The following is a 23160-nucleotide window of genomic DNA, read 5'->3' as shown; positions in this document are numbered from 1 at the left end:
GATTGTGTTTGAGGGCTTGGAGACATCGGCGATACCTGGAGGGGCAAAGGGGCGTGCAGGGGTTGTTGCATGGTGCGGTGTGGGCGCAGGGGATGTGCCAGGGTGCTGATTGCGCGGGCTGTGCGTGTCATGGCGTCACCCCCATGAGGTCTGCGGGTTGTTGGCCAAATACCTCAATCTTCGAGATGTGGAAGGTGGTCTCCTCGTCGAAACCAACGTTGGACCACCCCATCAGGTAGCCTTTTTGCCAAAGTTGGCGGTCGCCCGCCAAGTTGAGCGGGCGGTCCATGTCGGCATTGCGAATGTTGTGCCGCAGCGTGTAGGCGGCTTCACCTTCGTAGCGCACCCATGTCTGGATGACGCCGTCTTTGGCGCGTGGCTGCGAAGAAAAGCGCACATGGACAGCCAGGTCCAGGTACTTGCCCCTATGGGCTGCGGTGAACAGCTTGCCGCCGGTTATGCCTCCCACGCTGGTACGGCTGGTGCCCGCGGTGGCGGTGTAGCCTGCCGTCAGCAGAGGATCCTTGCTGGAGCCAAACGTCCAGTCTGAATTCAGCCCCAGAATGACCGTAGGCCCAGTGCCGGCTTGGGAATAACCATCCACCCACAGCGCCATGATCTTGCTGCCGTCCCACACCGACTTGCGCGTGCTGTTGAGCGCGGTGTTGTTGGTCGTATTGCGGATGGTGCGGATTGCGCTGGAGTTGCCCCAGATGTCATAGGCCGACTTTTCGGCCCAACGCACGAACACACTGGTGGGCGTGATCGAGGAGATGGTGCCTTTGGAGACGCCGTCGTGCGCCAGCAACTGGTCGCCCACGCGCCAGCCGGCCGCAGCGGCATTGGCTACGTCGATCGATGTGTTGTGCCGATGGACGTAGTTGGTGGGTTCGTGCAATCGCACCCGCAGCCACAGCGCGCTCTGCGCAGGCATGTCAAAGCGCATCTCGGCGTTGTTGGGGTAGACACCATCGGCAGTCCCCTGGTAGGTAAATGGCAACCCCATGGCATTGGCTCCCGGCACGGGAGACAGCGCCCAGTTGGAGTGGAACCTCCACCCATTTTTGGCGGCGAGGGTGTCGCCCCTCGAAAAATCGTAGTCCACGATGGCCTGGGTCCCCGGCGTAGTGGCGGTGGCCGATGTACTGGCCCTCGACAGGTTGCCCGCCGCATCGACGGCCACCACATGGAAGGTGTAGCTGGTGGAGGGCGAAAGGCCCGTGGCCGTGTACTGGGTGGTGGTGGCCGTGGCCACCTGAGAGCCGTCGCGATAGATGCGGTATCCGGTCACGGCTACGTTGTCGGTGCTGGCGGCCCACTTCAGCTGCACGCTGGTGGAGCTTGCTGCGGTGGCGTTGAGGGCCGTGGGCGTGGAGGGGGGCGCGGTGTCGGCCACTGGCGCAGGTGGTGGCGGCGGTGATGCCGGTGGAGGCGCTACAGGTGGTGCAGGCAGCGGTGGTTCATGTGTCGGAGGCGTCGAGGGTGCAGGCGCGGGGGCCGGTCCCGGCGCAGGAGCAGGGCTCGGCGCTGGCGAAGGTGCCGGTGTAGGCGTTGTTGGCGAGGACGCTGGTGGAGGGACGTCGGCAGAAGCACTGTCTTCCGAGCCACCCCCACAGGCAGCCAGACTGCAGGCCATGGCCCAGGCCATCAGGGTCGTTGTCGGGATGCGACGGCGATGGCCCGCCGCAGGTACAGGCGTGGGGGTTGTGTTGATCTGCATGCTGTTCAGATACCGAGCTGTTGTTCGTCCGGCTGGTGCCGGGGCTTCTCCGGGTTGGCTACCGCTTGCCAACCGTCCCTCTCACTGATCGCGGGTTCTGTGTTGTATGACGTCATATGTAACAGTCCACCGATTTCGCGCTGTTAATACTTGTAATCAGTGGGGCAATATGCAGCGCTGTCGCCACACACGGGGCGCCTGTCAAACAGGTGACTGTCGGTGGTGGCCGATACGCATAAGCGCTGATACCTTGACGGGCATGGAGACACAACGATTCACCGGCGGCCTCGCCCCGTCGGCCAGTGGGCTGCGCCCGCCCTACATTCCCCAGATCCGTCTGTACCAAAACTGGCTGCGCGATGCACGGGGCCTGCAGTTCGATAATTACGACGCTCTGTGGCGCTGGTCCACTACCGACCTGGATGCCTTCTGGCAAAGCGTGTGGGATTACTTTGACCTGCAGTCGCCCACGCCCCACACGGCCGTGCTGGCCAAAAACACCATGCCCGGCGCGCAGTGGTTTCCGGGCGCCCAGGTCAATTACGCCCGCCAGGCGCTGCGCCATGTGGACGCCGCTCACGCTGCGGGCCTGCCCGCCATCATCAGCCGCAATGAAAAAGGCCACCACCGCGAGCTGAGCTGGCCTGAACTGCGCCGCCAGGTCGCGTCGCTGGCGCTGCACCTCAAGGCCCAGGGCATGGAGCCCGGCGACCGCGTGGCCGCCTATCTGCCCAACGTGCCCGAGGCCATGATCGCCTTCCTGGCCACGGTGAGCATCGGCGGCGTGTGGAGCATTTGCGCGCCCGACATGGGCACGCACGCAGTGCTCGACCGCTTCCGCCAGATCGAGCCCAAGGTGCTGATCGCTGTAGACGGCGTGACCTATGGCGGGCGTGACCACGACCGCACCGGCGTGCTGGCCGAGTTGCGCGCCGACCTGCCCAGCGTGCAGCATGTGGTGTTGTTGGGTAACCTGAATGCTTCTGTTTCGATAGCTGGTTGCGCAAGCTGGAAAAGCGCTACAGCCCAAATTGATGCTGAAACCGCAGCGTTTGAGCCGATGTGGCTGCCGTTCGACCACCCGCTGTGGATCGTCTACTCCAGCGGCACCACCGGCCTGCCCAAGCCCATCGTGCACGGCCACGGCGGCACGGTGCTGGTGGCGCTGCAGCTCAAGGTGCTGCACAACGACATCGGTTGTAGCTACGAGCCCAACAGCTGGGGCGAGCGCTACCACTGGTACAGCTCCACCGGCTGGGTGATGTGGAACGCGCAGCTCAGCGGCTTGCTCTCGGGCACCACCTGCGTGATCTACGACGGCAACCCCGGCGGCAGCAAGGAACGCCCCGACTGGGGCGTGCTGTGGCGCTTTGCCGCCGAGACGGGCGTGACCTTCTTCGGCGCGGGCGCTGCGTTTTTTGCCAACTGCATGAAGGCGGGCATCACGCTGGCAGACTATGGCGACCTGAGCCGTGTCCGTGCTCTGGGCACCACCGGCTCGCCGCTGTCGCCTGAGGTGCAGCAGTGGGGCACGGCGCAGTTCGAAGCGCTGGGCACGCACGATATCTGGTGGAACAACATCTCCGGCGGAACCGACTTCTGTGGCGCCTTCATTGGCGGCCACCGCGAGCTGCCCCAGGTACCGGGCGAGATGCAATGCCGCATGCTGGGTGCAGCGGTGGAGTCCTGGAACGCTGAAGGCCTGCCGGTGATGAATGAAGTGGGCGAGCTGGTGTGCGCGCAGCCCATTCCGTCCATGCCCCTGTACCTGTGGGGCGACAAGGACGGATCGCGCTACCTGTCTAGCTACTTTGACATGTACCCCGCAGGCCACGGCCGCCAGCCCGGCGGTGGCGATGGCCCCGCCCATATGGGCGCAGTCTGGCGCCACGGAGATTGGCTCAAGATCGGCGCCAACGGCGGCTGCGTGATCTATGGCCGCTCTGATGCAACCATCAACCGCCACGGCCTGCGCATGGGCACCAGCGAGATCTACAGCGCTGTCGAATCCCTGCCCGAAGTGCTCGACAGCCTGGTGGTCGATCTGGAATACCTGGGTCGCGAGAGCTACATGCCGCTGTTTGTGGTGCTGCGTCCCGGCAGCGTGTTGGACGATGCCCTGCGCGCGCGCATCAACGGCGCGGTGCGCACGGCGCTCAGCCCGCGTTTTGTGCCCGACGACATCTTTGTGGTGGCCGAGGTGCCGCGCACCTTGAGCGGCAAGAAGCAGGAGCTGCCCATCAAGAAGCTGCTGCTGGGCCAGCCCATCGAAAAGGTGGTCAACAAGGACGCCATGGCCAACCCCGGGTGCCTGGACTGGTACGTGGCGTTTGCTGCGGAGCGGGTCAGAAAGCTATCAAATTCATAGCTGTCAGCGCTTTATGGATAAGCGGTGGCAGCCATTTTTGCTTGAAATTCTGCACTGCCCCGCCGTGCGTTGGGGCTCAACCACCGCAGCACCAGCGGCGCTGCGGTCTGACCCCCTGTCCCCCTGCGGGAAGGAGATCGATCAGCCGATCGCTCCCCCCGTTTTGAAGACCGACACTGACGCAACCAGCTGCTGCGCCTGCTGTTTGAGACTGTCGGCCGCTGCAGCGCTTTGTTCCACTAGTGCGGCGTTTTGCTGCGTTCCCTGGTCCATGCGCGAGATGGCCTGCCCCACCTGTTGCACGCCTGAGCTTTGTTCGGAACTCGCCGCGCTGATCTCTCCCACAATGTCGCTCACACGGCGGATCGCCGCCACGACCTCCTGCATGGTGGTGCCCGCCTGATTCACAAGGACAGAGCCTTGCTCCACCCGCTCCACGCTGGCGCCGATCAGGCTTTTGATTTCCTTGGCGGCTTCTGCACTGCGCTGTGCGAGGCTGCGCACCTCGCCTGCCACCACGGCAAATCCACGGCCTTGCTCACCCGCCCGCGCGGCTTCTACAGCTGCGTTGAGCGCCAGGATATTGGTCTGGAAGGCGATTCCATCGATGACGCCAATGATGTCGCTGATCTTGCGGCTGCTCTCATTGATGCCTTTCATGGTCTGCACCACACGCCCGACCACCTCGCCGCCTTGCACCGCCACGGTGGATGCGCTCTGGGCCAGCTGACTGGCCTGGCGCGCGTTGTCCGCGTTGTGGCGCACGGTCGTGCCCAGCTGCTCCATGGTGGCTGCAGTTTGTTGAAGTTCGCTGGCCTGCTGTTCGGTGCGTGCAGACAGGTCCTGGTTTCCAGAGGCGATCTCACCGCTGGCATGTGACACATAGTCAGAGCTGCGGCGCACGTCGGTCACTGCGGTGGACAAACCCTTTTGCATGGCTTGCAGCCAGGCCAACAGGCTGTCGGAGTCGGTGCCTTTGAGCTGGATGGGCGTGGTGAGATCGCCTTCTGCCACAGCCCGCGCAATGGTCACGGCGGTACGCGGCTCGCCGCCCAGCTGGTGAAGGAGGCTGCGGGTGATGCCCAGCGCCAGCCCCACCCCCAACACCAGAGACAAGCCCAGCAGCCCCATCACTGCATAGCGGGCTCCGTCGTACACGGTGGTTACGTGGCTTGCTGACGCTTCGCCCCCTTCGTAGTTGAACTTGAGCAAGCCGTTGAGGGCTGCCACCACGTCGTCAACCGCCATGCTGGCTACACCGTCTGCAATGTCCGCTGCATCCATCTGCTGCTTCTCACGCCCGAGCTTGATGACTTTGTCGTTGGCCTGCAGGTAGGCGGTCCAGGCGGCCGAGAGCTTGGCCACCAGGGCTTTTTCAGCGTCGCCCGATACCCGCTCCTGGTAAGCCGCCAACAAGGTTTGCAGGGACTTGCCGATGTCCTTCATCTTGTCTTCGTACTCCGCGTGGTAACTACCGTCTTCGGTGCGGCTGTGCTTGATCTCAAACTCGCGAAATTCGACCACCAGAGCGCGGGCGTCGGACAGTGCGCCCACTCCTTTGAGCCATTTCTCGGACAGCGCGACGGCTTCTGAATCCACGCTCTTGAGACCCAGCAGAGCGGTGCCTCCGAGTGCGGCGGTCAACAGCAACACGACCCCGAATGCGCTCAATAGTTGCCCCCCTACCGGCAGCCGATGGAGCCAGCCCACAAGATTCAGACGTATTTTCATCGCGCCACCCCGCTTACTTCTTATGGCCTATGTAGCTCACGCCAATGATCTTGCCCCCAGCGTCCTTGATCGGGTTGTAGCAGGCGTCAAAGGCTGTGCCGAGCACATCGATAGGGCCGCAGAACTGCTGGCCTTTGCTCACAGCTTCGTAGGCCGCATTGCGGGCCAGTTGAGTGCCTACGCCGCGTTTTCCCTCCGGCGTGAGAACGTTGGTGCTGACGCGCACGAATTCATCGCCATCTTTTACAAAGACGGTGGCAGTGGCCTGGTGGCTCTTGCGAATGCTGTCGACCACGTCGAAGTTGTTGTTGATTTTTCGCTCGCCAAAGAAGATGGCCGGAACCGTCTTGCCAGCCACTGCGTCCGTGCCCTGCACGCGGGGCGCGCCGATTTTGGTCAGGCGTGCGTCCAGCTCAGCAATCGTGGCTTTGGGATCGTTGGCGTAGGCCAGTGAGCAGACAGCCAGTGCGGCGCATGTCAGGGTGCGGTTTAGTTTCATGGCGACTCCAGTAAAAACAGGTTGAAGAGGGGGGACTCACGGGTCCACCACGTTGACGCTGGCACGCTCCCAAAAGACTTGATAGCTGAATGCCTTGCCGCAACGGTGTGTCCCTTGAAAATGATATTAAATGGCGCGATCTGACTTTGCAATAGCAATTACGCTAAAAAATATCATATTTGCCGAATTTGGACGAATCGATCCAGTGTGCTCAAGTGCGGCCCCACACCCGTGCGCTCGCTCACAGCAGGGGCTGTTGGAGCAAGGTGTCATCAATAGCTCGGAGATACTGAGTTGCGCAGCAATGGTGTCTTGCAGCGCGGGCTGTGGCCTTGTTACGCCATGACGTACGCAAAACGGGGCTCACCCAATTGAGCCTGCCCACGGGAAAGCGATGGCCCTGAGCTTGCCGGCCTCGATGTGCGGCTTGACCTGCAGCGCGCTGGCAAAGCCGATCTGGATCTGGCCACCCAGCAGGTCCTGCACCATGGGCGCTTCGCCCCGGTAGGCCACATGGCTCATGTCGGCGTTCTGCGTGAGGCTCATACAGGCCCCAGCCAGGTGCGGATAGGCGCCCGTGCCGTACGAGCCATAGGCGACCTTGCCTTTGTTGGCCACCACGTACTTAAGCAGCTCGGTGCCCGTGGCTACCGATACGCTGGGGTGCGCCACCTGCGGCAAACGGCACGGTCACCTTGAGGGGCTTGTTGGGATAGGCAGCCTGCGCTCAGGCGGCTGTGCCGGTGCAGGTTGCAGCGGCCAGGGCTGCGGCACCGAGCCAAATGCGGCGGGTCATGAGGGGGTGAAAAGGCATGCGTTGTCTCCTGTCAGGTTCGTAAAAATCGAACGGGCTCCGCCATGCATGGTGGCGTTCGTGGTGCCGTGCACCTTGAGCGGCAACAAGCAGGAGCTGCCGATCAAGAAGCTGCTGCTGGGTCAGCCCATCGAGAAGGTGGTCAACAAGGACGCCATGGCGAACACGGCGTGCCTGGACTGGTACGTGGCGTTTACCGCCGAGCGCAAGGGGCACGCCGCCTGCACCGCGCCGGATACAACAGGCGGCCATGCCCTACACGCATCGGATGCGGCGGGGGGCAGACTAGGCAGAGCGGCGCCACGGTGCTGCCCGCCATAATGCGCGACCCCGCCAACGCGCCCTGCAGGAGAAAATTGCCCATGACCACACGCTCCCATCCCAAGCGCTTTTCGATGATCCGCGAATTCCATCTGGCCGACTGGTTCACGCTGGGCAATGCGGTCTGTGGTGTGGGGGCGCTGTTCTCGGTCATGTCGTACCTGGAGACAAACGATGTGCGCCACGTGTACTTTGCCTGCGCCCTGGTGCTGGCGGCGCTGATCTTCGATGTGTTTGACGGCCGCATTGCGCGCTGGCGCCAAAAGAGCTCGGCCCTGGGCCGTGAGCTGGATTCACTGGCCGACGTGATCTCGTTTGGAGTGGCCCCGGCCATCATTGCCTATGGCTGCGGTATGCAGGGGCTGTATGACCGCGTGGTGCTGGCCTACTTTGTAGCCTGCGGTGTGTCGCGCCTGGCCCGCTACAACGTCACCGCCGAAACGCTTTCGGGCGACGACGGCAAGGTCAAATATTTTGAAGGCACGCCCATTCCTACCTCGATCGTGCTGGTTGGCCTGATGGCCCTGGCCGCCTACATGGGCGCCGTGCGCGAGAACCTGTGGTTTGGCCAGGTGGTGCTGGGCGGCTTCAAGCTGCACCCGCTGGTGCTGGTGTTCGCGGTGTCGGGGTCGTTGATGATCAGCCGGATTCGGATTCCGAAGTTCTGACCCTCGGGTTCACGCAGGGCTTTGGCCAGCCGCCCCTGCAGCTGCACTGTGCGCAGAGTCGGTTTTCCCTTTTATGGTCTTTTTTGCGTCTGCCCGCCATGTACCTTCAAAAAATTGCTGCTTTCTCTGACGGCGCTGTGGGTGGCAACCCCGCCGGTGTCTGGATTGGCGAGGCCCTGCCGCCGCCCGCCGAGATGCAACGCATCGCGGCCGACGTTGGTTTTTCGGAAACCGCGTTTGCCGCGCCACAGGGTAGCGGCTGGAGCGTGCGCTACTTTTCGCCCGAGTCCGAGGTGCCGTTTTGTGGGCACGCCACCATTGCCTTGGGCGCTGCGCTGGCCCAGCGCGAGGGCGATGGGGTGTTTGCCCTGTCGCTGGCGCACGCGCAGATCACGGTCGAGGGGCGCCGCGACGGCGATTTGGTGCAAGCCGCGTTGCAGTCGCCGCCCACACGCAGCGGGCCGCTGCCTGACGGGCTACTGGACCGCCTCCTCATACTGTTTGGCCTCGCCACTGCCGACCTCGACGCGCGCATTCCTCCGGCGCTGATCCACGGCGGCGCGGACCACGCCGTGCTGGCCCTGCGCAGCCGCGCGGCGCTGGCGGCCATGCACTACGCGCTGGACGCAGGCCGCACGCTGATGCTGGAGGCGGGGCTGGTTACCATCGTGCTGGTGGTTGTGGAGTCAGACCAGCTGCTGCACACGCGCAACGCGTTTGCTTCGGGCGGAGTGCTGGAAGACCCGGCCACGGGCGCTGCGACGGCCGCCTTGGCGGGTTATCTGCGCGACCTGGGCTCTGGCCGCATGGCGGCGCCATCGACGTGGTGCAGGGCGAAGACATGGGCATGCGCTCTCGCCTGCGCGCCGAGATCGGGCCCGTGCCTGGCAGCTCCATCCGCGTATCGGGTACCGCGCGGTGGATGCGCAGCGGTGAATAAATAGATAAATGTGAATACTATAAAAATAGTAGCTACTAGCGCTTACTGAATAAGCGCTAGAGCCTGTTTTGACTCTTATTTTTTTTGAACGATGGCATGCGTCAGGCTGCCGCCGCAGGCCGCCGGTTCACCAGCACGATGCCCGCCGCCACCAGCACCAGCGCCGCCACCAGCCCGGGGGTGATGGGCTCGCCCAGCCACCAGGCGCCAAACAGCAGTGCAAACACGGGCGTCAAAAACACAAACACCGAGATCTTGGTGGCCGGGTAGTGCGCCAGCATCCACATCCAGGCGAGGTAGCTCACAAACGCGCCCACCAAGGCCTGCACCAAGAGTGACCCCCAGGCAAACGCGCTGAACTGCAGCGTCCAGGTTTCCCCCAACGCCAGCGACAACCAGGGCAACGCAAGGGCGCTCACACCCACCTGGTACAGCAGTTGTTTGGCTGGCGCCACGCGGGCCAAGGGCGTGGTGCGGATGACCACGGTGGTCAGCGCCCACATCAGGCCCGCCGCCAGCCCCAGCAGGTCGCCCAGCCAGGCCTGGGGCAGCGCGGCGTTGGCGTGGCCCAGCAGCCCGTCGCCCAGCGCCAGCCCCACGCCCACAAACGCAGCCGCCAGGCCCAGCCACTGCCAGCCCTTGAGCCCCTCGCCGGGGATGAAGCGTGGCAGCAGGATGGCCACCCAGAACGGCGCGGCATACAAAAACACCGTGAGCCGCGATGCGGTGGTGTATTGCAGCCCCAGGTAGATGCACGCAAATTCGCCCGCAAACAGCACGCCCGCCAGCAGCCCTGCGCGCAGGGCGCCCACCGGCTCAGCAGCGCTGGACAGCCGCACCCCGCGCCACAGGCACCAGGCCGCGACCGCCACCGTGGCGATTGAAAACCGAACAAAGGCCTGAAATGCGGGCGCCACCTCGGCCACCGTGGCCTTGACCAGCACTTGCTGAAAGCCCCAGAACATGCAGCAGGCCAGCAGCAAGGTGATGGCAAGGGAGTCGATATGGGTTTTGCGGGAGGACAGGGGCATCGGGTGATTATCAAAGGGACGCACCGTGCGGCCAGTCGCCAGCGTGCCGCCCACGTCGTGCTCGCCGCTTGCTGCGGCCTTGGTTTGATTCAGGGTTGGTCCTACAAGCGCTGTGACGTTGGCAGCACGCTGGGGGGCGAAGGCGATGGTTAAGGTCATATCCATGGGGTCAGCCCGTGGCGTCTGCCTCGGCTTTCAAGCGTTTCCCGGACACCGGCCCCCAAGGAGCAGACATGAAAGACCCGACCCATTCCGCGACGCTGGGTGATTTATGGCGCAAGCGCTTGTGGCCGGGCGCCGCTGTGCTGGCGCTGGCAGGGGCGTTGATATTGCTGTGGGTGTGGGCTCCGGCACATGACCCGGCGTCAGATCCGCCAGCGCCCCAGCAGGTCGGTCAGGCAGCGACGCCCCCAGGCGACGCGCCAGCGCCTCAGGTGTCGCGGGCACCGTCAGTGCCACCGCGGGCGCAGTTTGGCGATGCACCCGCCTCGGCGGATGCCCGCCAAATCGCCAGCTGGGCTTTGCATTCAGGGGACAACCAAAACCGTGCGGTGGTGGTGGTCGACAAAAAGGATGCGAAGGTCTTCGTGTTTGACCCCCGTGGCGCACTCCAGGGCGCCACACCCGCGTTGATGGGGTCGGCCATCGGCGACCACAGCGTTCCCGGTGTGGGCGACAAACCGGTGGCTCAGGTGCTGCCCGAAGAACGCACCACACCGGCAGGTCGCTTCATTGCGGAAGTCGGCCTGAACGCCAATGGTGAAGATGTGGTGTGGGTGGACTACGACGCGGCGGTGTCCATGCACCGAGTGCGGGCCAACGTCAAAGCCGAGCGTCGGCTGGAGCGGCTGGCCTCCAGTACCGCCGCAGACAACCGCATCTCGTTCGGGTGTATCAACCTTCCGGTCTCCTTTTACGAAAAAGTGCTGAGCCCCCTGGTGCGTGGCACGGGCGCTGTGGTGTACGTGCTGCCCGAGACACAACCGGCAGCCGCACTTTTTGGCGCCTATGACGTGCCTGCGCAGTGATGCCCATTGACCCACGGTGTGTGCGGGCTTGTTGAACAGGGTGTTTTCGGAGTGCGATGGCAAAACCCACACCGTGCAGGCCCGTCCCTGTCCCACACGCGCACCGGTCTCAAGCCGACGTGGCGCACGCCGCAAACACCTAGTCTGGGAACAGCTGGCGACGTTGCTGGCGAGTTCCAAATTCACCACACACACCAAGGAGTCTCCACATGACTGCATCGAACACACTCAAGACATTGCTCGCGGGCCTGGCTACCGTCGCCGTTGTTGGCACCGCGATGGCGCAGGGCACGCCACCCACCACCGCAAGTCCGAACGCCGCCACAGGAGCCGGCCAGCAAAGCTCGCAAGGCACGCCGATGGGCACCACGGGCGTTGGCGGTGGGGGCGCCGCGACAGGGACCACGCAAGCCGCTCCGGCACCTGCCGCTGCGGCCCCCGTAACCACAGACACGACCATGTCGGGCTCCGGCGGTGCGACAACCCGCCCCATGCGCGCTGACCGCAACTGAGCCGGGGAATCCTGGCAAGAACAAGAATGCCGGGCACGCCCGGCTTTTTTGTGGGTGAGGGCGCGTGAAGCGTGCAAACAGCTGCGAACAAGCGCTTACGTGGCCCCACGGTACACTTTGCGCCTTCAGAAACAGGTTCCCGCGCTCCATTCCACGCCCCCACTCCATGGCCCTTACTACGTCGGCCCAGGCCCGTACCAGCTTTGACCTCAAAAGCGCCTCGCTGCCCGTGGTGGCCGTGGTGCTTAAAACCACCGACGCTGCATTGTTTGCGGCCGATCTGGCCGACCGCGTGGCCGACGCCCCGGGCTTTTTTGACAACGACCCGGTGCTGATTGACTTGGCCCCCGTGCGCGAGGCCGAGGAATCCATCGACTTTGCGGCCATCGTGGCCCTGTTGCGCAGCCACAGCACTCTGCCCGTGGCCGTGCGCGGCGGCAACGCTGCGCAGATGGAAGCCGCCCGCGCCGCAGGCTTGGCCCCGGCGCCTGACGCGCCCCCCGCCCGCGCCGAGGTGCGCGAGGTGGTCCGCGAAGTAGAGGTCGAAGTGGTGCGGGAAGTGCCCGTGGCGGGCCCCGGCACCATGGTCATCGACAAGCCGTTGCGCTCGGGCCAACAGGTGTATGCGCGCGGCGGTGACCTGGTGGTGATGGCCGTGGTCAGCTTTGGCGCCGAGGTGATTGCCGACGGCAACATCCATGTATACGCCCCACTGCGCGGCCGCGCCATTGCTGGGGCCCGTGGCAACACCGAAGCGCGTATTTTTTCTACCTGCCTGGAGCCCCAGCTGGTCTCTATCGCGGGCATCTACCGCACCACCGAGACAGAGTTGCCCGCCGACGTTCGCGGCAAGCCGGCGCAGGTGCGGCTCGACGGCGAGAAGCTCATCATCGAGCCGCTCGCCTGAGCGTTATTTCATTCGTATTAACCCCACAAAGAATCAGCAACACATGGCCAAAATCGTCGTCGTGACCTCCGGCAAAGGTGGCGTGGGCAAGACCACCACCAGCGCCAGCTTTGCCACCGGCCTCGCCCTGCGCGGCCACAAAACTGCCGTGATCGACTTTGATGTCGGTCTGCGCAACCTGGATCTCATCATGGGTTGCGAGCGTCGCGTGGTGTATGACCTCATCAACGTGATCCAGGGCGAAGCCAACCTGAACCAGGCGCTCATCAAGGACAAGCAGTGCGACAACCTGTTCGTGCTGGCCGCCAGCCAGACGCGCGACAAGGACGCTTTGACCCAGGACGGCGTAGAGAAGATCCTCAAGGACCTGGCCGCGATGGACTTTGAGTACATCGTCTGCGACTCGCCCGCGGGCATAGAAAGCGGCGCGCTCATGGCCATGCACTTTGCCGACGAGGCGCTGCTGGTGACCAACCCCGAGGTGTCCAGCGTGCGCGACTCGGACCGCATCCTGGGCATGCTGGGCAGCAAGACCAAGCGCGCCATTGAGGGTGGTGAGCCGATCAAAGAGCACCTGCTCATCACACGCTACAACCCCAGCCGCGTGCAGGACGGCCAGATGCTGAGCCTGGAAGACATCCAGGACATTCTGCGCATCAAGCTGATCGGCGTGATCCCGGAATCCGAGGTGGTGCTGCAGTCGTCCAACCAGGGCACGCCCGCCATCCATGCCAAGGACACCGATGTGTCGGAAGCGTACAAGGACGTGATCGACCGTTTTCTGGGGGCCACCGACAAGCCCCTGCGTTTTATCGACGCCGAAAAGCCCGGCTTCTTCAAACGCCTGTTCGGGAGCAAATAAGCCATGGCATCGTTCCTGTCCTTCCTCCTTGGCGAGAAGAAAAAAACGGCCAGCGTCGCCAAAGAGCGCCTGCAGATCATCCTGGCGCACGAGCGCAACGGCCGCAACGCCGCCGAGCCCGACTACCTGCCCGCGTTGCAGCGCGAGTTGGTGGCGGTGATCTCCAAGTACGTCAAGATCAACCCTGAAGACCTCAAGGTGCACCTGGAACGCCAGGACAACCTGGAGGTGCTCGAAGTGAAGATTGAGTTGCCCGACACGGTGCGCTGAGACCGCAGCAGGGGCTCCGTCAGCGCGCTTGCCAGCCCCGCGTAGTTGGCGCAACAATGCGCCAACCATCGCGGAGGCCCCATGAAGCACCATTGCAACCGGCACTGGACGGCGAGCGTCCTGATTTGTGCGGCGTTGGCTGCCTGCGGGGGCTCCGCCGAAGAGGAGCGTGCCTTCGTCGCGTCTGGCGGGCCGGATACCCCCGGCGCGTCGCCTGCGGTGGCTGGCGCACCGGTCTATCGCGCGCTCTCTACCGCACCCCTGGCCGAAGTCAGCCTGGCACCCTCTGACGTGGACTTTCCGAACCCCGAGCGCGGCTTCTACCGCTTTGCCACCGACCCTGCCAGGATTACGGCCACCTCGCTCGACTATGTGGTGGCAGACGGCCAGCGCCTCGTCTACACCCCGGCCGACCTCAGCGCCTACCGCACGCGCGACCTGCCCAGCAGCTACCTCACCAAGCTCAACACGGGCTTTGCCCATCTGCGCAAGCAGGGCCTCAAGGCGGTGGTGCGCTTTGCGTACAACTATCCGTCCTCCGAGGCCGACTACCTGAATGCGCAAGACGCCACGCTGTCCCGCGTGAAGCGCCACATCGCCCAGTTGCAGCCGGTGCTGCAGGCCAATGCCGATGTGATTGCCCTGGTGCAGGGCGGTTTCATCGGTGCCTGGGGCGAGTGGCACACCTCGTCCAACAAGCTCACGTCGCCCGCCAACAAGATCGCCGTGCGCGATGCATTGCTGCAGGCTGTGCCCGCCAGCCGCCAGATACACCTGCGCTATCCGCGCGACCTGGCCACCTGGTACCCGGTACCGCCCACCGTGGCCCAGTTGCTGGCCCCCAGCCCCACGGCGGCCGCTCGCATTGGCCAGCACAACGACTGCTTTCTGGCCAGCCCGGACGACGTCGGCACCTACTGGTCTGCCAGCCCGGCGGAATCGGCCGCGTTGCGCACCTATGCGCAGCAGGCCAGTGCGGTCACCGGTACGGGTGGCGAGACCTGCGCCCCCCCAGTGGCGGCCCAGGCCCGCATGGCGTGCGAGGACATCCTGCGCGAGGGCGCGGCCTACCACATGACCTACCTGAACCGCGACTACTACGCGGGCTTCTTCGCCCAGTGGCAGGCGGGTGGCTGCATGGCCGAGGTGTCGCGCAAGCTCGGCTACCGGATGCAACTGCAGGCGGTGGCGCACAGCGCAGTGGCCGCACCCGGCGGGTTGCTGGCATGGCGAGTGTCTCTGAGCAACGAGGGCTGGGCTCGGCCCATGAACGCGCGCGGACTGGCCCTGTATCTGGCGCGCTCTGACAACACCACCGTGGCGCTGCCGTTGCCTGGAACCGACCTGCGCCAGCTGGGCCCCCGCGAGTCGCTGCAATGGTCGGGTGAGGTGCCGCTGCCTGCCACGCTGCCTCCCGGCAGCTACCGCGTATTCCTTGGCGCTCCCGACGCATCCCAGGCACTGTCGACCATGCCTGCCTACGCGCTGCGGTTTGCCAACGCCGACACCGCCATCACCGGGGTGCAGTGGGATGCGCAATCCGGGCGCCTGGCCTTGGGAACAACGCTGCAGGTGCCTTGAAGAAAACTGAGCAAAATGCCCCGTAGCGCTTGATTTATAAGCGGTAGGCGCTGTGAAAAGTGAAGCAAAACGACCCGGGGCCTAGTGCCTCAAAGGGGGTGTTCTGTGTAGAACTTGCCGCCGTGGTACAGGAGCGGCGGAACGCCCGCGCGGTGGCTGCAGCGCTCCACCTCGCCCACAAAGATCACATGGTCGCCTTCTTCATAGCGGCTGCGGTTGAAGCATTCAAAGGTGGCGGCGCAACCGGCCAGCACCGGGGCGTCGCTGATGCCCGGGCTGTGTTCCACCCCGCTCCAGCGGTCTACGCCGCGCGCTGCAAAACGCTCGGCCAGCGCTTTCTGGTCGGCTGCCAGCACGTTGATCGCGTAGTGCGAGCCATTGGCAAACACGGGCATGGAGGCCGCCGCGCGCGCCAGGCTCCACAGCACCAGCGGGGGGTCGAGCGACACCGAGTTGAATGAGTTGGCGGTAAGGCCGATCAGCTGGCCCTCGGCGTCCCGTGCGGTGACGATGGTCACGCCGGTGGCGAACATGCCCAGCGCGTCGCGGAACTCGCGGGTGGAGAAGCTGGGCGGGCGGGCAAGGGCAGGGCGAGGCAGGGGACGGTTCACAGAAAGCAGGGCGGGGCCGCCAGCAGAAGGGGATGGAACTATTATGGAGCGCTGCCCGCCGCCGCGCTGTTGCGGGGTTTACATCTGTTTTTACTGCATGGCTCTTCTCCCCACCTTCACCACCCTGGGCGCTGGCCCCGCCGTGCTGATGCTGCACGACGCCGATGGCAAACACCTCACGTTAGCTCCCCAGGTCGAAACACTCGCGAGGGCGGGCTACCGCGCTATGGCCTGGGACATGCCGGGTGATGTCCACAGCGCGCCAATAGAGCCCCATACCTTCAAGAGCCGTGCGGAAAGTCGCCTGGCGCTGCTGGATTTTCTGGTCATCACCCGCCGGGTGCTGCAATGAGCCAGGCCCGAACCGACATGGCGCGCTGGCCGATGTGCGCCGGGGCCCTGCTGGTGGCGCTGGCCGCTGTGGGCGTGTGGATAGCTCCTAAAGGGGACTTGGAACGGGGAACGACGTTGCAGGCCACCCCGACGGGCGCTGCGGCTTCTCGCAACGCTGATGTGCAACAGGCAGCGGAAGAGCCCGCCCCCGTATTGACGGAGGTTTTGGGGCCCAGCGCCTGCGATTTGCTGCTGCACCGCATGCCCACCGTTTCGCAGGCGCAGTGCCGTGCAGCGCGGCTGGCGCCCAGCGGGGCGGGTTCCGGGCAAGGCATCCCTCTGTTCTGGCGCGACGTAACGCCCGCCAGCGTGCGCCAGTGGGCTGACGACGATGCGCTGCGCGTGCTGGTGGTGGGCGCCATCCACGGCGATGAGTTGACGGCTGCGTCGTTGGCATTGCGGTGGATTGCATTGGCCGAGCACGCAGGTCGACCCGTGCATTGGCGGTTCATTCCGGTGCTCAACCCGGACGGACTGCTGGCCAAGCCCCCCACGCGGGTCAACGCCAGTGGGGTGGACCTGAACCGCAACTTTCCGACCCCCGGCTGGGCGCAGGATGCGCCGAGGTACTGGGAGAAGCGCACCCGCCGCGACCCGCGCCGCTGGCCCGGCCCGAAGCCCCTGTCGGAGCCGGAATCGCGGTTTTTGCACACGCAGATGGCGCAGTTCCAGCCGCAACTCATTGTCAGCATCCATGCGCCTTACGGGGTGCTGGACTTTGACGGCCCCCAGGCCCCACCCGCTCGGCTGGGGCGGTTGTGGCTGGACCAGGTGGGCATCTTCCCTGGGTCACTGGGGCACTACGGCGGTGTGCACCGGGGCATGCCGGTGGTGACCATCGAGTTGCCGCACGCGCTGGAGATGCCGCAAGAGGCGGAAATTCAGTCCATGTTTCAGGACCTGCTGCGCTGGATGGGCGAGCACTGGCCGCAGGTGGACCTGAATCAGCGGCCGTGAGCGCGCTGCTGAAAAACCTCAGGTCGCAGGGCTTTCCAGGTCTGCAAAGTGGCGGGCTGCGGCGGCCACCGCTTGCTCATCTGCCTGCACCGCACCCGGTGGCCCGCCCTTGCCCCACAGCGCGCCCCCCCATCGCATGCCCAGAAACTGCGCGCACAGTGCCACCGAGTCGATCATCGGCTGTGCCTTGGCGCGGTCGCCGCTGGTGGTGATGAGCGACAGCGTCTTGGTGCCCATGGGCTCCTTGAACGCCAGGCCCGGAACCCGCATCCAGGCGCTCCAGTGGTCCAGGTAGGTCTTGAGCGGCGAGGGAATGCTGAACCAGTACACCGGCGCCACAAAAACGATATGGGTGGCCGACAGCGTGGCATCCAGAAGGTTTTTCATGTCGCCTTCGGGCGGCGCATACGTGCCAGCGGTGTGGCGCTGGTCCACAAAAGGCGGCAGGTCCATGCGTGCCAGGTGAAGCCAGGTTTGTGTGGCGCTGGCAGGAAGGGCGGCGGCGGCCTGGCGTGCCAGCCACTCGGTGTTGCCGACATGGCCTGGCTCGCGGGTGGAGGACGTGAGAAAAAGGTAGTGTGGTGCAGACATGGCCGGGATCGTAACGGCCCCGGGCCCAGGTTGCCGCAGCACTCAGGCGGGGACGGCGGCGCCGGGCGCGCGCGCGGTGTCTGCGCCCAGAAACCCGAAGTTCATCGCCGGTTGTTCGCCACTGATCAGCTCAGCCAGCGCTTTGCCCGAACCCGCGCCGTGCGTCCAGCCCAGCGTGCCGTGGCCCGCGTTGACCCACAACTTGCCCAGGCGCGTGCGGCCGATGAAGGGAATGTTGGTCGGTGTGGCGGGGCGCAGGCCCGTCCAGTACTGCGGGTCGCCGCCTTGCTCCGGAGTGCGGGTGTCGCACACACCGGGCAGGATCTCTTCGATGCGGCGCGACAGCATGTGGCAGCGGGCTTTGGCCACCGCGTTGTCGAGCGACAGGTCATATCCACCCAGTTCAATGGTGCCCGCCACGCGCAGCACATTGCCCAGGCGGCTCATGGCGATCTTGCGGCCGTCGTCGATGGTGGATACCTGGGGCGCTGCCTCAGGGCGGAGCAATGGAAAAGTGGCGCTGTAGCCCTTGCCGGGGTAAATCGGCAAGTCCACACCCACGCTGCGCAGAAGCGGCGCACTGTAGGAGCCACAAGCCACAATGATGGCGTCACCCTTCAAAATAAAGTCTTTTTTGCCTCCAGCGCTTGACTGGCGTGCCATGACAGCTACCGAATCAATAGCGTTGCCGATCTTGTTCAGGCGCAGCACGTCGTGGCCGTACAGAAACTGCACGCCGCGCGCGGCACAGCGGCGGGCCAGCTCCTGTGTGAATACGCGGGCGTCGCCGCTTTCATCGGTGCTGGTGTAGGTGCCGCCGGTGATCTTGTCGCCGTAGGCCTTGAAGGCGGGCTCGATCTGCAGCAACTCGTCGCGGCTGACCAGGCGGCGCTGCACGCCATGTTTGCGCATCAGCTCTACTGCATGTCCTGCGGCGTCAAACGATTTCTGGTCAGTGTAAAAATGGGCAATGCCGCGCTCGAGCCGGTTGTATTCAATGCCCGTGGTGCTCACCAGCTCCTTAAGCGCGGCGTGGCTGTAGGCACCCAGTGCCACGATCTGCTGCACATTGCGCTCGAATGCGGTGTCGTTGCACTGCGCCAGAAACTTCAGGCCCCAGCGCCACTGGTCCCAGTCGAGTTGCGGGCGAAACAGCAGGGGGGCTTCCTTGTCGAACATCCACTTGAGCGCTTTGAGCGGTGCCTCGCGGTTGGCCCAGGGCTCGCAGTAGCTCACCGAGATCTGCGCCGCGTTGGCAAAACTGGTTTCAAGCGCCGCATCGGGCTGGCGGTCGACCACGATCACTTCGTGACCGCGCTCCAGCAGGTGCCACGCCGTACTGATGCCGATGATGCCGGCGCCCAAAACGATGGTTTTCATGGGACCGAAGTGTGAGCGACATTGCTTTCTTGTAAAAGCAAAATTAAACTTGATCCAAAAACATCAGATGATCTAATAGTATGAGCACCTACGACCCTGCCGCTCTCGAATGCCTTGCCGCCATCGTTGAGGAGGGCGGTTTCGAGCGCGCCGCCCAGCGCCTGAACGTCACGCAGTCAGCGGTTTCCCAGCGCCTGCGCGCGCTGGAGGCGCAGGTGGGCTCAGTGCTCATCGTGCGCAGCCGACCGCTGCGGCCCACATCGGCCGGGCAGTTGCTCCTCAAGCACACCAAGCAGATGCGCCTGCTGCGCGCCGACCTGGAGCGCGACCTGCAGGAACTGGCGCCCAGTGCGCCGGGCAGCACCCGAGAGGACGAGCGCATCTCCATTGCCATCAATGCCGACAGCATTGCCACCTGGGCCATGGGAGCACTGCATGAACTGGTGCGCCAGCGCCTGCCGCTGGAGATCATTGCCGACGACCAGGATTTCACCCAGGAGTGGCTGCGCTCGGGCCAGGTGCTGGGGTGCGTCACCACGCTCAAGCAGGCGCTGCGGGGCTGCAAGATGGTGCCGCTGGGCGCCATGCACTATATGGCGGTGGCTTCTGCCGAGTTCGGGCAAAAGCACTTGCCGCACGGGCTGACACCCCATAATTTTCGGGATGTGTCGTTCCTGTCGTTCAACCGCAAGGACGACATGGCGGTCGAGTTTGTCGCCCGTGCCTTCGGGCTCAAGCGCGTGGCGCTCAACCACCTGTTTGTGCCCGGCACCGAGGCGCAGATGCGCGCAGTGGCTGCGGGCTGGGCGGTGGGGGTGGTGCCAGAGTTGATGGCGCGCGCCGCCATTGCCGACGGCAGCATGGTCGACCTGGCTCCAGGACGCACACTGCCGGTTCAGTTGTACTGGCATTGCTGGAACCTGGAGTCCGAGCTTCTCGATGCGCTGTCGGCAGCGCTGACGGGTGCAGCCGCCGTGGCGTTGGTGGCTTGAACCAGGCAAGCAGGCGCGGTACTCATGGCACGCTTCCTGCAGACTAAAACGTGAACGACGTGGTTGTATTGCAACTTAGTCATTTGTTTTTTTACTGCAGTGTATAAAATGGACGCCATGCAAACGACGCAACCCAAAGTCTCTTTCAAGGAACAGATGCACCAGGCACGCGAGGACGCCATCCTCCAGTCCGCCTGTCGCCTGCTGGGCGAAAAAGCCTTCGACGCCATGACCATGGACGATGTCGCCAATGCCGTCGGCATTGCCAAGGCCAGCCTGTACAAACACTTTTGTAGCAAAGAAGAGTTGTGCAGCGCCGCTATGGTGCAGATCCTGGGGCGGGTGCAAAGCTATCTGGCCAGCCTGCCGGCCGAGATGCCCCCGGTAGAAAAGCTTCATGCGCTGGTGCGCTGGTCGCTAGAGCGCCTGCTGACCAACGAAATGCCGCTGCTGCCCAGCCGTAATTCCACGCTGCGCGCGGTGCTCATGGCCAACAAGGACTATCTCAATGGCTTGGTGGCCGTGAGCGACCAAGTCGGCGAATGGATCACGCAGGCCCAAGCCCAGGGCGTTATCAGTCCCACACTGCCACCCCTGGTCGTGCTGTACACCCTGTATGCCCGCGCCTGCGACCCGGTGGTGAGCTTTCTCAAAGAAGGCGGTCAATACTCAGACGCGGAGATTGTGGATCTGGTGGTTCGCACCTGTTTTGACGGGTTGGCGGCCCGTTGAGCGGTACGACCGCGTAAAACACATTCACGAAAAAAGCCCGGCATGCCGGGCTTTTTGCTGTGTGGCCGCTGCGCCGGTGACCGGGCAGCGCCAGTTTTGCCGTTACTTCGGCAGGATGACCTTGTCCACCACGTGGATCACGCCATTGCTGGTGAAAACGTCGGCGGTCACGATATTGCTGGTGCGCATGTTCTGGTCGGTGATGACCAGGCTAGAGTTGATGGTGAAGGTCTGGCCTTGCACAGTGGTGATGGCCGTGTTTACAGGTACTTCTGCCTTCAGCACGCGCGCGGGCACCACGTGGTATGTCAGCACCGAAGTGAGCAAGGCCCTGTTGGCCAGCAGGGCCTCTTTGGTCACGCCCAGCTCAGTCAGTAGCGCAGCGAAGGCGGCGTTGGTGGGGGCAAACACCGTGAACGGGCCTGCGCCCTGCAGCGTGCTCACCAGGCCGGCAGCCACCACAGCCTCGACGAGGATGCTGAAATCAGGCAAGGCAGAGGCCGTTGCCACGATGTCCTTGTCGGCGGGAAGTAGCACGCGGTCCACCAAATGCACCACGCCATTGCTGGCCTGGATGTCGGTGCTGGTGATGGTGCTCACGCGGTTGCGGCCGTCGGTAACCTTAAGGCCGTTGTTGGATTCGATCTTGAAAAAGCCACCCGACACCGGGGTGATCGCCTTGCCCACCGGTACGTCGGCCCGCATTACCTTGCTGCCCAGCACGTGGTACGTCAGCACGGCGGTCAGCAGGGGTTTGTTGGCCAGCAGCGCTTCCTTGGTCACGCCCAGTTCGGTCAGCAACGCAGCAAATGCCGCGTTGGTCGGGGCGAACACGGTGAGCGTGCCCGCGCTCAGCGTGGGCGCCAGACCGGCGGCGACCACGGCTTCGACCAGGATGCTCAGCTCAGGGGTGTTTTGTGCCAGCTCGACGATGTTGCGCTGGGGCTCGTCATCGCTGCCCCCACAAGCTTGCAGCAATGTGGTGCTGGCGCCTAGGGCGGCTGCCATCAGGACGGTGCGGCGATTGAATACGGTGTTCATGGCGGCTTCTCCTCGTAAATGGATGGTGAATGAAAAGAGCGGTTGTGCCCCGCTCTTAGCGCTTACTTGGGCATCAGTACCGTGTCGATCGCATGGATCACGCCGTTACTGGCGGCCACATCGGTCGCGATGACCTTGGACTGGTCCACCATCACACCCATGTTGGTGGACACGGTGATTTCCTGGCCCTGCACGGTCTTGACCTTGCCGGCCTTCACGTCTTTGGCCATGACCTTGCCGGGGACTACGTGGTACGTCAGCACCTTGGTCAGTGCGGCCTTGTCGGCCAACAGGCCATCCAGCGTGGCCTTGGGAATCTTGGCGAACGCTTCGTCAGTAGGCGCAAACACGGTGAACGGGCCAGGGCCCTTGAGGGTGTCCACCAAACCAGCGGCCTGCACGGCGGCCACCAGGGTCTTGAAGTTGCCCGCCTTCACGGCGGTGTCGACGATGTCTTGCGCCATGGCGCTGAAGGTGGCGCCAGCGGTCAGGGCGAGTGCAATCAGGGTCTTCTTCATGGGTCGTTCCTCTTTTAGTGAGATGGAAATGACACGCCAAGATGGGCGTGGCGCGAATATATAACTGTTTGGTTTCAATGTAAACCCATCAGTCTTCAAATAACTGATTGGTCGTAACTGGTCGTAAAAAAGCCCTGCGCTGGGGCAGGGCTGTGGTGTTGGCGAGTGGGTTAGCGCACGATGAGAACGGGCACCTTGCTGTGTGCGAGCACTTGGGTTGTCACGGATCCCATCACAAGCGTGGCCAACGCGCCATGCCCGTGTGAGCCCATCACCAGCAGATCGAACTTGCCTGTGTCTGCCACCTTGGCAATGCTCTCGCCCACGGTGCCGACCTTCACGCTGCGCTTGGCCTGCACTCCGTGGCGAGCCAGAAACTTGCACACAGGTGCGAGGATCTTTTCGGCTTCTTCGGCGTGGTAAGTGTCGACGACCTCCTTGCCCAGCGCTGCACGAGCGCGGGCTGGCAACGGGGCTTGCACGGTGAGCACGGTGTAGTCGTGCGTTTCACCCAGAAGCTCTGAATGGGTTGCCAGATAGGCCAGCATTTTTTTGGTGTAGGCGCTGCCATCGACAGCAAGCAGGATGTTCATGGTGTTCTCCGAAATGGGATGACTCAGATTAATCTGCGCGCGTCTGTGTTGTCTTGACCTGGGTCATGTTTTTCTGCTGCGCGCTCCAGGGCGTATCTGC

22 protein-coding genes and 3 pseudogenes are annotated in these 23160 nt (G+C 64.1%); 14 read left to right on the top strand and 11 right to left on the bottom strand.

Annotation, left to right across the window (positions count from 1 at the left end):
• Positions 1-127 precede the first annotated feature (127 nt).
• The gene (locus ACK4OE_RS00945; RefSeq protein ID WP_409882410.1) at positions 128-1720 is read right to left on the bottom strand and encodes a fibronectin type III domain-containing protein; all 1593 of its coding nucleotides are present in this window, start codon (positions 1718-1720) and stop codon (positions 128-130) included.
• 259 nt (positions 1721-1979) lie between these two features.
• Between ACK4OE_RS00945 and ACK4OE_RS00940 the strand changes: the two genes are divergently transcribed.
• Complete coding sequence (locus ACK4OE_RS00940) at positions 1980-4088, top strand: acetoacetate--CoA ligase (RefSeq protein ID WP_409882409.1); 2109 nt, start codon at positions 1980-1982, stop codon at positions 4086-4088.
• A 141-nt stretch (positions 4089-4229) separates the two neighbouring features.
• Here the strand turns inward: ACK4OE_RS00940 and ACK4OE_RS00935 are convergent, their stop codons facing one another.
• The 3 genes and pseudogenes from ACK4OE_RS00935 to ACK4OE_RS00925 form a co-directional block, all read right to left on the bottom strand.
• A complete protein-coding gene (locus ACK4OE_RS00935) occupies positions 4230-5741 on the bottom strand; it encodes a methyl-accepting chemotaxis protein (RefSeq protein WP_409882407.1) in 1512 nt (503 codons plus the stop codon).
• 91 nt (positions 5742-5832) lie between these two features.
• A complete protein-coding gene (locus ACK4OE_RS00930; protein ID WP_409882406.1) occupies positions 5833-6318 on the bottom strand; it encodes a Cache 3/Cache 2 fusion domain-containing protein in 486 nt (161 codons plus the stop codon).
• 393 nt (positions 6319-6711) lie between these two features.
• Positions 6712-6990: pseudogene (locus tag ACK4OE_RS00925) on the bottom strand (tripartite tricarboxylate transporter substrate-binding protein); the annotation flags it as partial.
• Positions 6991-7117: 127 nt separating this feature from the next.
• Between ACK4OE_RS00925 and ACK4OE_RS00920 the strand changes: the two are divergent.
• The 3 genes and pseudogenes from ACK4OE_RS00920 to ACK4OE_RS00910 all read left to right on the top strand — a co-directional run.
• Positions 7118-7354 (top strand): annotated as a pseudogene (locus ACK4OE_RS00920) (acetoacetate--CoA ligase); the annotation flags it as partial.
• A gap of 140 nt (positions 7355-7494) precedes the next feature.
• The gene (gene pssA, locus ACK4OE_RS00915) at positions 7495-8121 is read left to right on the top strand and encodes a CDP-diacylglycerol--serine O-phosphatidyltransferase (protein ID WP_409882404.1); all 627 of its coding nucleotides are present in this window, start codon (positions 7495-7497) and stop codon (positions 8119-8121) included.
• Between the two features lie 98 nt (positions 8122-8219).
• Positions 8220-9061 (top strand): annotated as a pseudogene (locus ACK4OE_RS00910) (PhzF family phenazine biosynthesis protein).
• 101 nt (positions 9062-9162) lie between these two features.
• Here ACK4OE_RS00910 and ACK4OE_RS00905 read toward each other — a convergent pair.
• Positions 9163-10092 carry a DMT family transporter gene (locus ACK4OE_RS00905; RefSeq protein ID WP_409882536.1) on the bottom strand — a complete coding sequence of 310 codons (930 nt, stop codon included), beginning with the start codon at positions 10090-10092 and terminating at the stop codon, positions 9163-9165.
• Positions 10093-10325: 233 nt separating this feature from the next.
• Here ACK4OE_RS00905 and ACK4OE_RS00900 point away from each other — a divergent pair, with 233 nt between their 5' ends.
• From ACK4OE_RS00900 to ACK4OE_RS00875, 6 genes are all read left to right on the top strand, one after another.
• Positions 10326-11120 (top strand): hypothetical protein, encoded by a 795-nt coding sequence (locus ACK4OE_RS00900; RefSeq protein WP_409882403.1) that lies wholly within the window; start codon positions 10326-10328, stop codon positions 11118-11120.
• 209 nt (positions 11121-11329) lie between these two features.
• Positions 11330-11632: a proteophosphoglycan ppg4 gene (locus tag ACK4OE_RS00895; RefSeq protein WP_409882402.1), complete on the top strand. Its 303-nt coding sequence runs from the start codon at positions 11330-11332 to the stop codon at positions 11630-11632.
• A 166-nt stretch (positions 11633-11798) separates the two neighbouring features.
• Entirely contained in the window at positions 11799-12539 is a 741-nt protein-coding gene (gene minC / locus ACK4OE_RS00890; protein ID WP_409882401.1) for a septum site-determining protein MinC, read from the top strand.
• Between the two features lie 43 nt (positions 12540-12582).
• Positions 12583-13401: a septum site-determining protein MinD gene (minD, locus tag ACK4OE_RS00885; RefSeq protein WP_409882400.1), complete on the top strand. Its 819-nt coding sequence runs from the start codon at positions 12583-12585 to the stop codon at positions 13399-13401.
• Positions 13402-13404: 3 nt separating this feature from the next.
• A complete protein-coding gene (gene minE / locus ACK4OE_RS00880) occupies positions 13405-13671 on the top strand; it encodes a cell division topological specificity factor MinE (RefSeq protein ID WP_010465263.1) in 267 nt (88 codons plus the stop codon).
• A gap of 81 nt (positions 13672-13752) precedes the next feature.
• Positions 13753-15252 (top strand): DUF4832 domain-containing protein, encoded by a 1500-nt coding sequence (locus ACK4OE_RS00875; protein WP_409882399.1) that lies wholly within the window; start codon positions 13753-13755, stop codon positions 15250-15252.
• An 89-nt stretch (positions 15253-15341) separates the two neighbouring features.
• Here the strand turns inward: ACK4OE_RS00875 and ACK4OE_RS00870 are convergent, their stop codons facing one another.
• Positions 15342-15863, bottom strand: coding sequence for a flavin reductase family protein (locus tag ACK4OE_RS00870; protein ID WP_409882397.1), 522 nt, complete (start codon positions 15861-15863; stop codon positions 15342-15344).
• Between the two features lie 97 nt (positions 15864-15960).
• Between ACK4OE_RS00870 and ACK4OE_RS00865 the strand changes: the two genes are divergently transcribed.
• Together ACK4OE_RS00865 and ACK4OE_RS00860 are read left to right on the top strand one after the other, a co-directional pair.
• Positions 15961-16215 carry a hypothetical protein gene (locus ACK4OE_RS00865; protein ID WP_409882396.1) on the top strand — a complete coding sequence of 85 codons (255 nt, stop codon included), beginning with the start codon at positions 15961-15963 and terminating at the stop codon, positions 16213-16215.
• Entirely contained in the window at positions 16212-17213 is a 1002-nt protein-coding gene (locus ACK4OE_RS00860; protein ID WP_409882395.1) for a M14 family zinc carboxypeptidase, read from the top strand. The genes ACK4OE_RS00865 and ACK4OE_RS00860 overlap by 4 nt, the downstream gene beginning before the upstream one ends.
• A gap of 18 nt (positions 17214-17231) precedes the next feature.
• Here the strand turns inward: ACK4OE_RS00860 and ACK4OE_RS00855 are convergent, their stop codons facing one another.
• Both ACK4OE_RS00855 and ACK4OE_RS00850 read right to left on the bottom strand, forming a co-directional pair.
• On the bottom strand, positions 17232-17804 hold the full coding sequence (locus tag ACK4OE_RS00855; RefSeq protein WP_409882394.1) for an NAD(P)H-dependent oxidoreductase: 573 nt from the start codon (positions 17802-17804) through the stop codon (positions 17232-17234).
• Between the two features lie 42 nt (positions 17805-17846).
• Positions 17847-19184 carry a D-amino acid dehydrogenase gene (locus tag ACK4OE_RS00850; protein WP_409882393.1) on the bottom strand — a complete coding sequence of 446 codons (1338 nt, stop codon included), beginning with the start codon at positions 19182-19184 and terminating at the stop codon, positions 17847-17849.
• 80 nt (positions 19185-19264) lie between these two features.
• Here ACK4OE_RS00850 and ACK4OE_RS00845 point away from each other — a divergent pair, with 80 nt between their 5' ends.
• Both ACK4OE_RS00845 and ACK4OE_RS00840 read left to right on the top strand, forming a co-directional pair.
• A complete protein-coding gene (locus ACK4OE_RS00845; RefSeq protein ID WP_409882392.1) occupies positions 19265-20176 on the top strand; it encodes a LysR family transcriptional regulator ArgP in 912 nt (303 codons plus the stop codon).
• Positions 20177-20284: 108 nt separating this feature from the next.
• Positions 20285-20908 carry a TetR/AcrR family transcriptional regulator gene (locus tag ACK4OE_RS00840; protein ID WP_409882391.1) on the top strand — a complete coding sequence of 208 codons (624 nt, stop codon included), beginning with the start codon at positions 20285-20287 and terminating at the stop codon, positions 20906-20908.
• 102 nt (positions 20909-21010) lie between these two features.
• Here ACK4OE_RS00840 and ACK4OE_RS00835 read toward each other — a convergent pair whose 3' ends face one another.
• The 3 genes from ACK4OE_RS00835 to ACK4OE_RS00825 form a co-directional block, all read right to left on the bottom strand.
• Entirely contained in the window at positions 21011-21949 is a 939-nt protein-coding gene (locus tag ACK4OE_RS00835) for a fasciclin domain-containing protein (RefSeq protein ID WP_409882390.1), read from the bottom strand.
• 62 nt (positions 21950-22011) lie between these two features.
• Complete coding sequence (locus ACK4OE_RS00830) at positions 22012-22467, bottom strand: fasciclin domain-containing protein (protein WP_409779925.1); 456 nt, start codon at positions 22465-22467, stop codon at positions 22012-22014.
• 170 nt (positions 22468-22637) lie between these two features.
• Complete coding sequence (locus ACK4OE_RS00825; protein ID WP_409882389.1) at positions 22638-23060, bottom strand: universal stress protein; 423 nt, start codon at positions 23058-23060, stop codon at positions 22638-22640.
• Positions 23061-23160 lie beyond the last annotated feature (100 nt).

The sequence above is a fragment of the Acidovorax sp. genome (genome assembly GCF_046314175.1).
In the GTDB taxonomy this organism is placed as follows: Bacteria; Pseudomonadota; Gammaproteobacteria; order Burkholderiales; family Burkholderiaceae_C; genus Acidovorax.
This window is presented reverse-complemented; position numbering and strand designations above follow the sequence as displayed.

Coding starts and splice junctions, on each gene's coding strand:
- ACK4OE_RS00945 (WP_409882410.1), bottom strand. CDS start 1,720: ATGCAGATCAACACAACCCCCACGCCTGTACCTGCGGCGGGCCATCGC.
- ACK4OE_RS00940 (WP_409882409.1), top strand. CDS start 1,980: ATGGAGACACAACGATTCACCGGCGGCCTCGCCCCGTCGGCCAGTGGG.
- ACK4OE_RS00930 (WP_409882406.1), bottom strand. CDS start 6,318: ATGAAACTAAACCGCACCCTGACATGCGCCGCACTGGCTGTCTGCTCA.
- pssA (WP_409882404.1), top strand. CDS start 7,495: ATGACCACACGCTCCCATCCCAAGCGCTTTTCGATGATCCGCGAATTC.
- ACK4OE_RS00905 (WP_409882536.1), bottom strand. CDS start 10,092: ATGCCCCTGTCCTCCCGCAAAACCCATATCGACTCCCTTGCCATCACC.
- ACK4OE_RS00900 (WP_409882403.1), top strand. CDS start 10,326: ATGAAAGACCCGACCCATTCCGCGACGCTGGGTGATTTATGGCGCAAG.
- ACK4OE_RS00895 (WP_409882402.1), top strand. CDS start 11,330: ATGACTGCATCGAACACACTCAAGACATTGCTCGCGGGCCTGGCTACC.
- minC (WP_409882401.1), top strand. CDS start 11,799: ATGGCCCTTACTACGTCGGCCCAGGCCCGTACCAGCTTTGACCTCAAA.
- minD (WP_409882400.1), top strand. CDS start 12,583: ATGGCCAAAATCGTCGTCGTGACCTCCGGCAAAGGTGGCGTGGGCAAG.
- minE (WP_010465263.1), top strand. CDS start 13,405: ATGGCATCGTTCCTGTCCTTCCTCCTTGGCGAGAAGAAAAAAACGGCC.
- ACK4OE_RS00875 (WP_409882399.1), top strand. CDS start 13,753: ATGAAGCACCATTGCAACCGGCACTGGACGGCGAGCGTCCTGATTTGT.
- ACK4OE_RS00865 (WP_409882396.1), top strand. CDS start 15,961: ATGGCTCTTCTCCCCACCTTCACCACCCTGGGCGCTGGCCCCGCCGTG.
- ACK4OE_RS00860 (WP_409882395.1), top strand. CDS start 16,212: ATGAGCCAGGCCCGAACCGACATGGCGCGCTGGCCGATGTGCGCCGGG.
- ACK4OE_RS00855 (WP_409882394.1), bottom strand. CDS start 17,804: ATGTCTGCACCACACTACCTTTTTCTCACGTCCTCCACCCGCGAGCCA.
- ACK4OE_RS00850 (WP_409882393.1), bottom strand. CDS start 19,184: ATGAAAACCATCGTTTTGGGCGCCGGCATCATCGGCATCAGTACGGCG.
- ACK4OE_RS00845 (WP_409882392.1), top strand. CDS start 19,265: ATGAGCACCTACGACCCTGCCGCTCTCGAATGCCTTGCCGCCATCGTT.
- ACK4OE_RS00840 (WP_409882391.1), top strand. CDS start 20,285: ATGGACGCCATGCAAACGACGCAACCCAAAGTCTCTTTCAAGGAACAG.
- ACK4OE_RS00835 (WP_409882390.1), bottom strand. CDS start 21,949: ATGAACACCGTATTCAATCGCCGCACCGTCCTGATGGCAGCCGCCCTA.
- ACK4OE_RS00830 (WP_409779925.1), bottom strand. CDS start 22,467: ATGAAGAAGACCCTGATTGCACTCGCCCTGACCGCTGGCGCCACCTTC.
- ACK4OE_RS00825 (WP_409882389.1), bottom strand. CDS start 23,060: ATGAACATCCTGCTTGCTGTCGATGGCAGCGCCTACACCAAAAAAATG.